We start from the raw sequence: 12,807 nt of genomic DNA, 5'->3' as shown, positions 1-12,807 counted from the left end.
CGGCGGTGCGATCGAGGAGCGGGCCCGGACGGTAGACCGTCCGGGCCCGCTCCTGTTCCCGCACCCGGCCCGTGGCTCAGTGCGCGTTCTCCGTGGGCCGCAGGTCCTTCGGAATCCACGCCCAGGTCATCGCCGCCGCGCCAAGCGCGAGCGCCGCGCCGACCAGGAAGGCCGGTGTGATGGCCGTGGTGTACGCCGCCGAGACCGCGTCGAGGAGGGTCCGGCCCGTGTCGCCGCCGATGCCCTGGGCCACGTGCGCGGCCTCGCCCACCGAGTCGCGCACCGCGCCGAGCGCCGGTCCGTCCAGGGCCAGCGGCGGCAGGTTCGCCCGGTACAGGGCGGTCGCCAGGCTGCCCAGGATGGCGACGCCCAGGGCCGCGCCCAGCTCGTAGCAGGTCTCCTCGATGGCCGCGGCTCCGCCGACGTCATGGGCCGGGGTGGCGGCCATCAGGGTCACGGAGGCCACGGTGGCGGCCAGGCCGACGCCGAGTCCGAGGACCGCCAGCGCGGCGGCCATCGCCGGGTACCCGATCTCCGCGGACTGCTGGACCACCCAGGGCAGGGCGAGTCCGGCGGCCATCACGAGCAGGCCGGTGCCGAGGATGTGCCGGATGGGGAAGCGCTGCATCAGGGACGGGGTGACCATCGAGGTGACGATCAGTCCGAGCGGCGCCGGAAGCAGCCGGATGCCCGCTTCGAACGGGGTGTAGCCCTGTCCGTACTGGAACCACTGCGTGACCAGGAACAGCACCGCGCCCATGCCGACCATGCCGACCATGCCGAGGAAGATGGCGGCTGCGGCGATGCTGAAGGCGCGGTTCGCGAAGAGCCTGACCTGGAGCAGCGGGTTGTCCAGCCGGAGCTGACGGCGTACGAACACGGTCAGCGAGACGGCGGCCAGGGCCAGCAGGAGCCAGGGTAGCGGCGCGGCGAAGCCGCTCTTGCCAAGCTGCTTGATACCGCCCGCGAGGGCGAGCATGCCGACGATCGACTGTCCGACGCCCCACCAGTCCCACCGGCCGACGCGCGGAGAGCGGGACTCGGGCAGATAGCGGGCGCCCAGCGCGATCACGAGCGCGGCGACCGGCAGGTTCAGCAGGAACGCGGAGTGCCAGCCGAAGTCCTGCACGAGCAGCCCGCCGACGACAGGACCGAGCGCCATGCCGCCGCCGAGGACGGCCGCCCACACGGCGTACGCGAAGGCCCGCTCACGGGCGTCGGTGAAGACGTCGCGCAGGATCGACAGCGTGGACGGCATGATCGCCGCGCCGCCGATGCCGAGCAGTGCGCGGGCCACAATGACGTGCCAGGCCTCGGTGGAGAAGACCGCGAGGAGCGAGGCGAGCGCGAAGATCCCGAAGCCGAGCAGCAGCATCCGCTTGCGGCCCGTCCGGTCGCCCAGCGCACCGGCCGTGACCAGCAGGCCGGACAGGACCAGGGCGTAGATGTCGATGATCCACAACTGCTCGACCGAGCCCGGCCGCAGGTCGGAGACCAGGGACGGGAAGGCGACGTTGAGGATCGTGGTGTCCATCGCGATCAGCAGGAGGCTGCCCGACAGGATCGCGAGGACGATCCAGCGCCGGGGGTCCAGGCGCTGGGCCTGCCCGGCAGTGTGTCGGGCGGCGGCGAGGGGGACATGGGACTTCCGTTCCGAGACTGGTGGGATCCGAGACTGACGGGACCCGTCTGAGACATCAGCGTCTCATTGAACCGGAGAATGTCCCACTCGGTTTGGCCCGGTTGACGAGCGGTCCGAAGACAGCCCTCTGCGCTTCGCCGCGACACGAGGGAAGACGGACACCGCTCGCCCTGCCGCCCACCCAGCCCCACAGGTCGCGCACCGCACCCGTCAGGCCCAGGCTGGAGGGGAAAGGGGTTCTCTCAGGCCCCACAGCGGACTGGACGAGGAGGAACCATGACGGCGACGACGCGGAACGACGTTCCTGTCGCGATCGAAGGCGGCGGCGTGGAGCTGCGCACGCAAGAGTTCGGGGGAGACATGTCCGTCGCGTTCGTGAAGTTTCCCCAGGGCGCGGACATGGCGCCAGCCCTCAAGGGGCAGCCCGACGACCTGTGCCAATGCCCCCACTGGGGATACCTGCTCAAGGGGCGGCTGAAGATGCGGACAGCGGACGGGGAAGAGATCTACGAGGCCGGGCAGGCCTTCTACTGGGCACCCGGTCACGCCCCGGAAGCTCTCGAGGACTGCGAGTACGTCGACTTCTCACCGACGAAGGAGTTCAACGAGGTGATCGACCACATCAAGGCGCAGATGGGATGACCCGACGGCTACTGGCCGCCCACTCTCCGTCGATCCGCTCGCGCAGCAAATCAGCGTGGCTGTTGTGCCGAGCGTTCTCGTCGTCTTCCCGCGGGTCGTCCTCGAAACAGTGCAGCCCGCAGCCCCGGCTGCCCATCGCCTTCAGCAAGAAAGCGGACATCGAAATGCCCCCAAATCGGGCGCATGGATGTCCGCTTTCGCACAGAAGACGGCGGCTCTCTACGGCAGGTTTCTCGCCATGACGATCCGCTGGACCTGGTTCGTGCCTTCATAAATCTGGGTGATCTTCGCGTCGCGCATCATGCGCTCCACCGGGTAGTCGCGCGTGTAGCCGTAGCCGCCAAGCAGCTGGATCGCGTCGATGGTGATCTCCATCGCCGCGTCGGACGCGAAGCACTTCGCCGCCGCGCCGAAGAACGTCAGGTCCTCCTTGGCGCCACCGGCCGAGACACGCTCGGACTTGGCAGCCGCCGCATAGGTGAGCTGACGGGCCGCCTCCAGCTTCATGGCCATGTCCGCGAGCATGAACTGCACGCCCTGGAAGTCGCCGATCGGCTTGCCGAACTGCTTGCGCTCCTGGACGTAGCCCTTCGCGTAGTCCAGCGCGCCCTGCGCGATGCCGAGCGCCTGGGCCGCGATCGTGATGCGGGTGTGGTCCAGGGTCTTCATCGCGGTGGCGAAGCCGGTGCCCTCGTCGCCGATCATGCGGTCCGCGGGGATACGGACGTTGTCGAGGTAGACCTCGCAGGTCGGGGAGCCCTTGATGCCGAGCTTCTTCTCCGGGGCGCCGAACGAGACGCCCTCGTCGGACTTCTCCACGACGAACGCGCTGATGCCCTTGGAACGCTTCTCCGGGTCGGTGACGGCCATCACCGTGTAGTAGTCGCTGACGCCCGCGTTGGTGATCCAGCGCTTCACGCCGTTGAGGACCCAGGAGTCCCCGTCACGCACGGCCCTGGTCTTCATGCCGGCCGCGTCCGAGCCTGCGTCCGGCTCGGAGAGCGCGTACGAGAACATCGCCTCGCCCTTGGCGAGCGGGCCCAGGTACTTCTTTTTGATGTCCTCGGAGCCGGCGAGGATGACCGGGAGCGAGCCCAGCTTGTTCACGGCGGGGATCAGGGAGGACGAGGCGCAGACGCGCGCCACCTCCTCGATGACGATGACCGTCGCGAGGGCGTCCGCGCCCGCGCCGCCGTACGCCTCGGGCACGTGCACCGCATGGAGGTCGGACGTCACCAGGGCGTCCAGCGCCTCCTGCGGGAAGCGGGCCTCCTCGTCCACCTCCGCGGCGAACGGGGCGATCTTCGCCTCGGCTAGGGAGCGCACGGAGCCACGGAGCATGTCGTGCTCTTCGGACACGCGGTACAGGTCGAAATCAGGCGTACCTGCCAAGGTCTCTTCACTCCCCAAAGATGCTAACTACCGTTAAGTAACCATGATTTTAGTGGGCCCGGCCGCCCCAGGCATACGTGAGCTTGCCGACAGCCCGAAATGGGCCGGGGCAAGCCCGACTATGCTCGGGCAGCGCCCGCCCGCCCGCACCTCCCTGGAGCACCACATGGCCCTCAAAATCACCGTGATCGGCACCGGATATCTCGGCGCCACGCACGCCGCGGCCATGGCTGAGCTGGGATTCGAGGTGCTCGGCCTCGATGTGGTGCCCGAGAAGATCGAGATGCTCTCGGCCGGCAAGGTCCCGATGTACGAACCGGGGCTCGAAGACCTGCTGCGCAAGCATGTCGCGGGCATCGAGGGATCCAGCGGCCGGCTGCGCTTCACCACGTCGTGGGAAGAGGTCGGCGCGTTCGGCGACGTCCACTTCGTCTGTGTGAACACCCCGCAGAAGCACGGCGAGTACGCCTGCGACATGAGTTACGTCGACTCCGCCTTCGCCTCGCTCGCGCCCCAGCTGACCCGGCCCGCCCTGGTCGTCGGCAAGTCGACCGTCCCGGTCGGCAGCGCGGCCCGGCTCGCGGCGCTGCTCACGGAGCTGGCCCCGGTGGGCGCGGACGCGGAGCTCGCCTGGAACCCAGAGTTCCTGCGGGAGGGCTTCGCCGTGCAGGACACGCTGCATCCCGACCGGATCGTGGTGGGCGTGGAGAGCGAGCGCGCGGAGAAGACGCTGCGCGATGTCTATTCGACGCCGGTCGGGGAAGGGTCGCCGTTCGTGGTGACGGACTTCCCGACGGCCGAGCTGGTGAAGACCGCCGCGAATTCCTTCCTCGCGACCAAGATCTCGTTCATCAACGCCATGGCCGAGGTGTGCGAGGCGGCCGACGGCGACGTCGTGAAGCTGGCCGAGGCCATCGGGTACGACGAGCGGATCGGCAAGAAGTTCCTGCGGGCCGGCATCGGCTTCGGCGGCGGGTGCCTGCCCAAGGACATCCGGGCCTTCATGGCGCGCGCCGGTGAGTTGGGCGCGGACCAGGCCCTGACGTTCCTGCGCGAGGTCGACTCGATCAACATGCGGCGCCGCGGCCACATGGTCGAGCTGGCCCGCGAGGCGCTGGGCGGCGGCGGTTTCCTGGGCAAGCGGGTGGCGGTGCTCGGTGCGACGTTCAAGCCCGACTCGGACGACGTACGCGACTCACCGGCGCTCAATGTCGCCGGGCAGATCCACCTCCAGGGCGGCCAGGTCACGGTCTACGACCCCAAGGGCATGGAGAACGCCCGGCGCATCTTCCCGACCCTGGCCTACGCCCCGACCGCGATCGACGCGGTGCGCGGCGCGGATGTGGTGCTGCACCTGACGGAGTGGCGCGAGTTCCGTGAGCTGGACCCGGCGGAGCTGGGTGAGGCCGCTGCGGCGCGGCTGATCCTGGACGGGCGCAACGCGCTCGACCCCGTGGTGTGGCGCGAGGCCGGCTGGACGTACCGCGCGATGGGACGGCCGCGCGCGTAGCGGGTCCCGCATGGCCGGAAGCCCCGATCAGGCCGACCGCGCGCCGCGCCCGGTACGTGCCTGACCGTTACCGTCAAAGACGCACAACCGGTAACCAAGAATCGCACCGAGGAGGAACCATGCCCGTGGCCAAGCTGGGGAGCGTCGTCCTGGACTGTCCGGACCCGGAGGCGCTCGCGCGTTTCTACGCGGAGTTGCTCGGCGGGGAGCCCAGGACCGATTCTGAGGGGTGGGTGGATCTCGCCGGGCACGAGGGGACGCCGCTGGCGTTCCAGGAGGCGCCCGGGTTCGTACCGCCGCAGTGGCCCGCTCCCGACGGCTCGCAGCAGTTCCATCTGGACCTGACGGTCGAGGACCTGGACGCGGCGGAGGAGCGGGTCATCGCGCTCGGCGCGAAGCCGCTGGACGCCACGGACCGGGCGCGGACCTTCCGGGTCTACGCCGACCCGGCCGGGCACCCGTTCTGCCTCTGCGCCGGCTGACTGGCGCGTTCGCAGGCGGACGGGGGCCCAGGAGCCCGGCGCTACAGCCCGTCGAGCTCCTGGGCCGTGGCCTTCGACGGGGCGCGGCGGCGGCGGGCGGCGCGGGCCGTGAATTCCGCGTCCTGCATCGTGCGCGCCACATTGCCCCACGTCAGCAGGGCGATGTCGGCGTCGTCCCAGCCCCGGTCCAGGAGCTCCGCGACGACCTTCGGGTAGCAGGACGTGTCCTGCAGCCCGTCGATGTGCGGCGCGTCCGTCCCGTACATGGCGCCGAGACCCACACACTCGCGGCCCGCCACCTCCCGTACGTGATCGAGGTGGTCGGCCAGCTCGCCCACGGTTGAGCCGACCTGGTCGGGGGCGAAGCTCACCAGGCAGACGCCCTTGTCGGGTCCGAGCAGGCGCAGGACGTCGTCGGGCAGGTTCGCCGGGTGGTCGGTGAGCGCGCGGGCGCCGGACCGGGAGAAGAGCACCGGCGCCTTAGCGACGGTGAGGACCCGGTGCGTCGTACGGTCCGATGCGCCCGCCAGGTCGATGAGCATCCCGAGGCGGTTCATCTCCCGTACGACCTCCTGGCCGAAGCGGGTCAGCCCCTCCCCCTCCTGTGTCCAGCGCGTGCCCACGAACGCCAGGCTGCGCACGCCCAGCGCGTGATACGCCCGGAGTGTGCCCAGCGAGTCGCCGAGCGCGTGGCCCGAGACCGGGCCGAGCAGCGAGGCGATGCGTCCGCAGTTGCGGGCGTCGGCCATGCTGCCCGCGTCCTGCGCGAGCCGCAGGCTTTCCGGGTACGCCGCCACGAGCGACCTGACCAGGTCTATCTGTTCGAGGGTGACGCTGACGGCCCGGTCGCCTGTGTAGTTCGCCGGCACCTGCAAGGACCAGAACTGCGCGCCGACACCACCCGCCCGCAGCCGGGGAATGTCCGTGTCCAGGGTGCTCTCGCCGAGTTCGAGGTCGTGCCACGGCAGGGCCCTGAGCTTCCAGGCCAGGCCGTTGCACCCGTCGGCGACGGGGTGCTCGACGAGCAGCTCGCGGGCATGCTGCTCGACGGGCCCGACTTCGGGTCCTGGCTCGGCGGCGGGCTCCACGGGCACGTGTGTGTACTCGACCGAGGGCTCCGTGTGCACGGTGGCACACTCGTCCGGTGGTTCCGCGTGCACGGGCGTGCACTCGGGTGAGGGCGCCACGGGCGCGGTCGCGCCGCTCCCGGGCTCCGGGTCGAGTTGTCCGACCGAGGAGGAGGAAGTGGCTGAGTCGGTGTGCGGATCGTCCTGTAGATCTGCCATGACTGGGCTCCGGATTCGGCGACGGCAGTCCGGCAACCGTGACACGGGAGCGGCAGGGGTTCGCGGCGGACGGAGCGTTCGGGGGTACGCCCGCGCAACGCGAGGTACCCCCACCCCGTATACCCCGCCCCATTGTCAGCCGTCGAGCAGCCCGATCGTGGCGTTCGACGGGGCGCTGCGCGTCTGGAGGTCGCGGGCCACGTCCTCGGCATCCCGCAGCGTGCGGACCGCGTTCTGCCAGGTCAGCTTGGCGAGGTCGGCCGAAGACCAGGAGCGCCGCAGCAGCTCGGCGATCAGGTTCGGATAGCCGGAGACGTCCTCCAGGCCCGTCGGGGTGAAGGGCGTCCCGTCGTAGTCGCCGCCGATGCCGATGTGATCGACCCCGGCGACCTCACGCATCCGGTCGAGGTGGTCCGCGATCGTGGCGGGCGTGGCCATCGGGCGCGGGTGGGTGTCCTCGAAGGCGCGGTGGATCTTCATGGCCTCCGGTGTGGTCTCCAGGTGGTGGAGGCCGTGGGCGCGCATGTTCTCGTCGGCCCGCCGGGTCCACTCCCCCGCCGCGGGCAGCACGAACTTCGGCACGAACGTCGCCATCGCGATGCCGCCGTTCGCCGGCAGCAGCGCGAGTACGTCGTCGGGGATGTTGCGCGGGTGGTCGCAGACCGCGAGCGACGAGGAGTGCGAGAAGATCACCGGCGCCACCGACACGGCGAGCGCGTCGCGCATCGTCGTGGCGGCCACGTGCGAGAGGTCCACCAGCATGCCGGTGCGGTTCATCTCCCGTACGACTGCCCGGCCGAAGGCCGACAGGCCGCCGACCCCCGGCTCGTCCGTCGCCGAGTCCGCCCAGGCGATGTTGTCGTTGTGGGTGAGCGTCATGTACCGCACACCCAGGGCGTACAGGGCCCGCAGGGTGGCGAGGGAGTTGTTGATGGAGTGGCCGCCCTCGGCGCCCATCAGGGAGGCGATCCGGCCCTCGGCGCGGGCCGCTTCCATGTCCTCGGCCGTGAGGGCGCGGACCAGGTCGTCCGGGTAGCGGGCGAGGAGCTGGGTGACGACGTCGATCTGCTCCAGGGTCGCACTGACGGCGTCGTCCCCGGCCAGGTCGGAACGTACGTACACGGACCAGAACTGCGCGCCCACGCCACCGGCGCGCAGCCGGGGGATGTCGGTGTGCAGGTGCGCCTGCTGGTCGGTGGCGATGTCGCGCCGGTCGAGGTCGTAGCGGACCTGCTCGCGCAGGGCCCACGGCAGGTCGTTGTGTCCGTCGACGACGGGGTGCGCGGCGAGCAGCTCGCGGGCCGCGGCGAGGTGCTCCGCCCCGGCCGCCGGGACCGTGTCCGCAGCCGTCGGAACCGTGTCCGCAGCCGCCGGGCCCGTGTCCGCGGCGGTCACTTGCCGAAGCCGAACTTGTCCCCGGCCATGGCCTTGGCGCGCAGCCGCTTGCCCTTCTCCGTCGCCTGATCGTTCAGCTCCTGCTGGAACTCCCGCATGCGGACGAGCAGTTCGCTGTCGTGCGTGGCGAGGATACGGGCGGCCAGCAGCCCCGCGTTGCGCGCGCCGCCCACCGAAACGGTGGCGACGGGCACCCCCGCGGGCATCTGCACGATGGAAAGCAGCGAGTCCATGCCGTCGAGGTACTTCAGCGGCACCGGTACGCCGATGACCGGCAGCGGGGTGACGGAGGCCAGCATGCCCGGCAGATGGGCGGCGCCGCCGGCGCCCGCGATGATCGCCTTCAGGCCGCGGCCGTCGGCCTGCTCGCCGTACGCGATCATCTCGCGCGGCATCCGGTGCGCCGACAGGACATCGACCTCGTAGGGGATCGAAAACTCGTCGAGCGCCTTGGCGGCCTCTTCCATGACGGGCCAGTCGGAGTCCGAGCCCATCACAATGCCCACTACAGGAGTCATTCGGTGATCGTTCCTCGCAGGTAACCGGCGGCATGACGGGCGCGGTCCAGCGCGTCGTCGAGGTCGTCGCCGTAGGTATTGACGTGCCCGACCTTGCGGCCCGGCTTCACGTCCTTGCCATACATGTGGATCTTGAGCTGCGGGTCCCTGGCCATGCAGTGCAGATACGCGGAGTACATGTCCGGGAAGTCGCCGCCCAGGACGTTACACATGACCGTCCAGGGCGCACGGGGCCGCGGGTCGCCGAGCGGCAGGTCCAGGACGGCCCGGACGTGGTTGGCGAACTGCGAGGTGATCGCGCCGTCCTGGGTCCAGTGGCCGGAGTTGTGCGGGCGCATCGCGAGTTCGTTGACGAGGATGCGGCCGTCGGTCGTCTCGAAGAGCTCGACCGCCAGATGGCCGACGACATCCAGCTCCTTGGCGATGCGCAGCGCCAGCTCCTGCGCCTGACCGCCGAGGCCCTCCGGGAGACCGGGCGCCGGGGCGATCACCGTGTCGCAGACCCCGTCGACCTGGCGGGACTCCACGACGGGGTAGGACACGGCCTGACCGTGCGGGGAGCGCACGATGTTCGCCGCGAGCTCCCGTACGAAGTCGACCTTCTCCTCGGCCAGGACGGGGACACCGGCCCGGAAGGGCTCCTCGGCGTCCTTCTCGCTGCGTACGAACCAGACGCCCTTGCCGTCGTAGCCGCCCCGCACCGTCTTGAGGATCACGGGGAAGCCGTCGCCCTCCGCCGCGAAGGCCGCCGCGTCCGCCGGATCGCTCACGATCCGGTGCCGCGGGCAGGGTGCCCCGATCTCCATCAGTGTCTTGCGCATCACCCCCTTGTCCTGGGCGTGCATCAGCGCGTCGGGCCCGGGGCGGACGGGAACGCCGTCCGCCTCCAGGGCCCGCAGGTGCTCGATCGGGACATGCTCATGATCAAAAGTGATCACGTCGCAGCCGCGCGCGAAGGCGCGCAGCGTGTCCAGATCGCGGTAGTCGCCGACGACGACATCGCTGACAACCTGGGCCGCCGAGTCCTGGGGGGTGTCACTGAGGAGCTTGAATCTGATGCCGAGGGGGATGCCCGCCTCGTGGGTCATTCGGGCGAGCTGACCGCCACCGACCATGCCGACTACCGGGAACGTCACACCTCCAGGGTATCCGCAGGGCCACGGCCTCCGATCCGGCTGCTCCGCGTCACTGGCCGGGCGCCCGGTGTGACACATCGCGACCGGATCGATGGTGCGCGCAGGCATCGGCGGTGGGCGCTGGTTAGCATGGATGGACGGCCCCGGGCGGCCGGAGGACGAGCGACACCGACCGAGACACCGACCAAGACACCGACCGAGCGGGGATGGGCAATCACCATGAGCGAGCGAGGAGCACTGCGGAGGCGACTCGATCGGCTCGTCCGTGAGCTCGCCAAATTCGGTGCGGTCGGAGCCGTCGGCTTCCTGGTCAACGCGATCGTCTTCAACGTCTGTGTGCACTACTTCGACCTCGCGGTCGTACGCTCCGGGGTCATCGCCACCGCGGTCGCGATCGGCACGAACTATCTCGGCAACCGCCACTGGACGTACCGCAGCAGCGACAAGCGCGGCCGCAGCCGGGAGCTCACGCTCTTCCTGCTCTTCAGCGGCGTCGGCCTGGTCATCGAGAACGGTGTGCTGGCGCTGTCGCACTACGGCCTCGATTTCACCTCGACGCTCGCCGACAACGTCGCGAAGAACGTGATCGGCCTCGGCATCGCGACGATCTTCCGCTTCTGGTCGTACCGCACCTGGGTGTTCCGCAAGACACCCGCACAGGACGCCGTCGAGACGGCCGAGTCCTTCCTGGGCGACCAGCGGGCCACCCAGGTGGACCGCGTCACCTGATCGTCGGCTCCTGCTCATCCTTCTCGTGCGCCTTGTGGTCCTTGGAGTCGGGCGTCACCCGGCTCAGGAAGAGCGCGAACACCGGCGGCAACTGCTGGAGCATCTCCAGGCGGCCACCGTCCGCCTCCGCCAGATCGCGTGCGACGGCCAGGCCGATGCCCGTGGAGTTGCGGCCGCTGATGGACCGTTCGAAGATCCGCGCCCCGAGGTCGGCCGGTACGCCGGGGCCCTCGTCCGTCACCTCGATGACGGACTGGTTGCCGGTGATGCGGGTGCGCAGGGCGACCGTACCGCCGCCGTGCATCAGGGAGTTCTCGATCAGCGCGGCCAGCACCTGGGCGACCGCGCCGGGCGTACCGACGGCCTGCATGCACGACTTGCCCGAGTGCACGATGGCGCGGCCCGCGCTGCGGTAGGCCGGGCGCCACTCCTCGATCTGCTGCTTGATGACCTCGTCGAGGTCGAAGGCGACGGCGGAGCCGGTGCGTGGGTCGCGGGCGTTGGTGAGCAGCCGCTGCACGACGTCGGTGAGCCGCTCGACCTGCGTCAGGGCGATCGTCGCCTCCTCCTTCACTGTCTCCAGGTCGTCGGTGAGGGTGATCTCCTCAAGACGCATGGACAGTGCGGTCAGTGGCGTACGGAGCTGGTGCGAGGCGTCGGCGGCGAGCCTGCGCTCGGCGGTGAGCATCCGCCCGATCCGCTCGGCGCTGGAGTCGAGCACATCGGCGACCCGGTCCAGCTCGGGGACGCCGTAGCGCTTGTGGCGGGGGCGCTGGTCGCCGGAGCCGAGGCGCTCGGCGGTCTCGGCGAGGTCGGTGAGCGGGGACGCCAGCCGGTTCGCCTGGCGTACGGCGAGCAGCACCGCGGCGACGACCGCGAGCAGAGCCACCGCGGCGATGATCAGCAGGGTGCGGCCGACCTCACGGCTGACGGTGGAGCGGGATTCCTGGACGGTGACGGTCTCCCCGTGGTCGCCCTTGGCCCTGGCCTGGATGACTCCGCCGCCGGGACGGTCGCCGATCTCGATGGGGGCGCGGCCGGGCAGGTCGATCCGGGCGTAGCGGTCGGCGTCGATCTGCTCGGCGAGCACGGCGGGGTTGACCCGCTCCTCACCGAGGAGCTTGCTCTCGACGACGCTGATCAGGCGCAGCGCCTCGGAGTCGACGCTCTCCTGCGCGCTGTTGCTGATGGTGCGGGTCTCGACGATGACCAGGGAGACGCCGAAGACCGCGATGACGACGAGCACCACGGCGAGTGTGGAGTTGATCAGGCGACGGCGCATGGCTGTGTGTGTACGTCAGCTCTTCTCGAAGCGGAAGCCGACGCCCCGCACGGTGGCGATGTAGCGCGGGTTGGCGGCGTCGTCGCCCAGCTTCTTGCGGAGCCACGAGATGTGCATGTCGAGGGTCTTGGTCGACGACCACCAGGTGGTGTCCCAGACCTCGCGCATCAGCTGGTCGCGGGTGACGACCCGGCCGGCGTCGCGCACCAGGACCCGCAGCAGGTCGAATTCCTTGGCAGTGAGCTGGAGTTCATCGTCGCCCATCCAGGCCCGGTGCGACTCGACGTCGATCCGTACGCCGTGGGTGGCGGGCGCGGGGACGGGCTCGCTGGCGCCGCGCCGCAGGAGGGCCCGTACCCGGGCGAGCAGCTCGGCGAGCCGGAATGGCTTGGTGACGTAGTCGTCGGCGCCGGCGTCCAGGCCGACCACGGTGTCCACCTCGTCGGCGCGCGCGGTCAGCACGAGGATAGGGATGGTGTGGCCCTCGGCGCGCAGTCGGCGGGCGACCTCAAGGCCGTCCATGCCGGGCAGTCCCAGGTCGAGCACGACGAGGTCGACTCCCCCTTGGAGTCCGGCGTCGAGCGCGGCCGGGCCGTCCTCACGCACCTCGACCTCGTAGCCCTCCCGACGCAGGGCGCGGGCCAGCGGCTCCGAGATGGATGCGTCGTCCTCGGCGAGCAGTACACGGGTCATGAGGTGATGGTAGTCGTCGCGAGGTACAAGCCGTGGGTCGATCGCCGGTGGAACGTCCGTCCCTGCGGCTTCGGGATGCAATCCTGGCATCGCCCTTCGA

The 12,807-nt window shown here is 70.3% G+C and carries 12 protein-coding genes; 4 read left to right on the top strand and 8 right to left on the bottom strand.

Annotated elements, in window-relative coordinates:
• Window positions 1-76: 76 nt before the first annotated feature.
• Entirely contained in the window at window positions 77-1,561 is a 1,485-nt protein-coding gene (locus tag ABCR94_RS35150; RefSeq protein ID WP_347125177.1) for an MFS transporter, read from the bottom strand.
• 357 nt (window positions 1,562-1,918) lie between these two features.
• Between ABCR94_RS35150 and ABCR94_RS35145 the strand changes: the two genes are divergently transcribed.
• Window positions 1,919-2,284, top strand: a complete 366-nt coding sequence (locus ABCR94_RS35145) for a cupin domain-containing protein (RefSeq protein WP_347125118.1) — start codon at window positions 1,919-1,921, stop codon at window positions 2,282-2,284.
• A gap of 219 nt (window positions 2,285-2,503) precedes the next feature.
• Here ABCR94_RS35145 and ABCR94_RS35140 read toward each other — a convergent pair whose 3' ends face one another.
• Window positions 2,504-3,676, bottom strand: a complete 1,173-nt coding sequence (locus ABCR94_RS35140) for an acyl-CoA dehydrogenase (protein WP_347125116.1) — start codon at window positions 3,674-3,676, stop codon at window positions 2,504-2,506.
• A gap of 166 nt (window positions 3,677-3,842) precedes the next feature.
• Here ABCR94_RS35140 and ABCR94_RS35135 point away from each other — a divergent pair, with 166 nt between their 5' ends.
• Together ABCR94_RS35135 and ABCR94_RS35130 are read left to right on the top strand one after the other, a co-directional pair.
• Window positions 3,843-5,186: a UDP-glucose dehydrogenase family protein gene (locus ABCR94_RS35135; protein WP_347125115.1), complete on the top strand. Its 1,344-nt coding sequence runs from the start codon at window positions 3,843-3,845 to the stop codon at window positions 5,184-5,186.
• A gap of 119 nt (window positions 5,187-5,305) precedes the next feature.
• The gene (locus tag ABCR94_RS35130; RefSeq protein WP_347125114.1) at window positions 5,306-5,668 is read left to right on the top strand and encodes a VOC family protein; all 363 of its coding nucleotides are present in this window, start codon (window positions 5,306-5,308) and stop codon (window positions 5,666-5,668) included.
• A 41-nt stretch (window positions 5,669-5,709) separates the two neighbouring features.
• Here the strand turns inward: ABCR94_RS35130 and ABCR94_RS35125 are convergent, their stop codons facing one another.
• The 4 genes from ABCR94_RS35125 to ABCR94_RS35110 form a co-directional block, all read right to left on the bottom strand.
• Entirely contained in the window at window positions 5,710-6,954 is a 1,245-nt protein-coding gene (locus tag ABCR94_RS35125; protein WP_347125112.1) for a dipeptidase, read from the bottom strand.
• A gap of 135 nt (window positions 6,955-7,089) precedes the next feature.
• The gene (locus tag ABCR94_RS35120) at window positions 7,090-8,349 is read right to left on the bottom strand and encodes a dipeptidase (protein ID WP_521978520.1); all 1,260 of its coding nucleotides are present in this window, start codon (window positions 8,347-8,349) and stop codon (window positions 7,090-7,092) included.
• Complete coding sequence (gene purE / locus ABCR94_RS35115; RefSeq protein WP_347125110.1) at window positions 8,346-8,867, bottom strand: 5-(carboxyamino)imidazole ribonucleotide mutase; 522 nt, start codon at window positions 8,865-8,867, stop codon at window positions 8,346-8,348. The genes ABCR94_RS35120 and purE overlap by 4 nt, the downstream gene beginning before the upstream one ends.
• Window positions 8,864-9,982 (bottom strand): 5-(carboxyamino)imidazole ribonucleotide synthase, encoded by a 1,119-nt coding sequence (locus ABCR94_RS35110; protein WP_521978542.1) that lies wholly within the window; start codon window positions 9,980-9,982, stop codon window positions 8,864-8,866. Before ABCR94_RS35110 ends, purE begins: the two co-directional genes overlap by 4 nt.
• A 240-nt stretch (window positions 9,983-10,222) precedes the next feature.
• On the opposite strand from ABCR94_RS35110, the gene ABCR94_RS35105 reads away from it, so the two are divergent.
• Window positions 10,223-10,732, top strand: a complete 510-nt coding sequence (locus tag ABCR94_RS35105) for a GtrA family protein (RefSeq protein ID WP_347125107.1) — start codon at window positions 10,223-10,225, stop codon at window positions 10,730-10,732.
• Here the strand turns inward: ABCR94_RS35105 and ABCR94_RS35100 are convergent.
• Together ABCR94_RS35100 and ABCR94_RS35095 are read right to left on the bottom strand one after the other, a co-directional pair.
• Window positions 10,725-12,014, bottom strand: coding sequence for a sensor histidine kinase (locus ABCR94_RS35100; RefSeq protein WP_347125105.1), 1,290 nt, complete (start codon window positions 12,012-12,014; stop codon window positions 10,725-10,727). The genes ABCR94_RS35105 and ABCR94_RS35100 overlap by 8 nt on opposite strands.
• Before the next feature lie 15 nt (window positions 12,015-12,029).
• Window positions 12,030-12,707 (bottom strand): response regulator transcription factor, encoded by a 678-nt coding sequence (locus ABCR94_RS35095; RefSeq protein WP_347125103.1) that lies wholly within the window; start codon window positions 12,705-12,707, stop codon window positions 12,030-12,032.
• Between the last annotated feature and the right edge of the window lie 100 nt (window positions 12,708-12,807).

The organism is Streptomyces changchenzhani, assembly GCF_039766235.1.
GTDB lineage: Bacteria > Actinomycetota > Actinomycetes > Streptomycetales > Streptomycetaceae > Streptomyces.
The sequence above is the reverse complement of the archived record's forward strand: the minus strand, read 5'-3'. Positions and strand labels throughout refer to the sequence as shown.

Bases quoted from the DNA above. Each gene is read 5' to 3' on its own strand.
- ABCR94_RS35145 (WP_347125118.1), top strand. From the start codon at position 1,919: ATGACGGCGACGACGCGGAACGACGTTCCTGTCGCGATCGAAGGCGGC.
- ABCR94_RS35135 (WP_347125115.1), top strand. From the start codon at position 3,843: ATGGCCCTCAAAATCACCGTGATCGGCACCGGATATCTCGGCGCCACG.
- ABCR94_RS35130 (WP_347125114.1), top strand. From the start codon at position 5,306: ATGCCCGTGGCCAAGCTGGGGAGCGTCGTCCTGGACTGTCCGGACCCG.
- ABCR94_RS35125 (WP_347125112.1), bottom strand. From the start codon at position 6,954: ATGGCAGATCTACAGGACGATCCGCACACCGACTCAGCCACTTCCTCC.
- purE (WP_347125110.1), bottom strand. From the start codon at position 8,867: ATGACTCCTGTAGTGGGCATTGTGATGGGCTCGGACTCCGACTGGCCC.
- ABCR94_RS35110 (WP_521978542.1), bottom strand. From the start codon at position 9,982: ATGGTCGGTGGCGGTCAGCTCGCCCGAATGACCCACGAGGCGGGCATC.
- ABCR94_RS35105 (WP_347125107.1), top strand. From the start codon at position 10,223: ATGAGCGAGCGAGGAGCACTGCGGAGGCGACTCGATCGGCTCGTCCGT.
- ABCR94_RS35100 (WP_347125105.1), bottom strand. From the start codon at position 12,014: ATGCGCCGTCGCCTGATCAACTCCACACTCGCCGTGGTGCTCGTCGTC.
- ABCR94_RS35095 (WP_347125103.1), bottom strand. From the start codon at position 12,707: ATGACCCGTGTACTGCTCGCCGAGGACGACGCATCCATCTCGGAGCCG.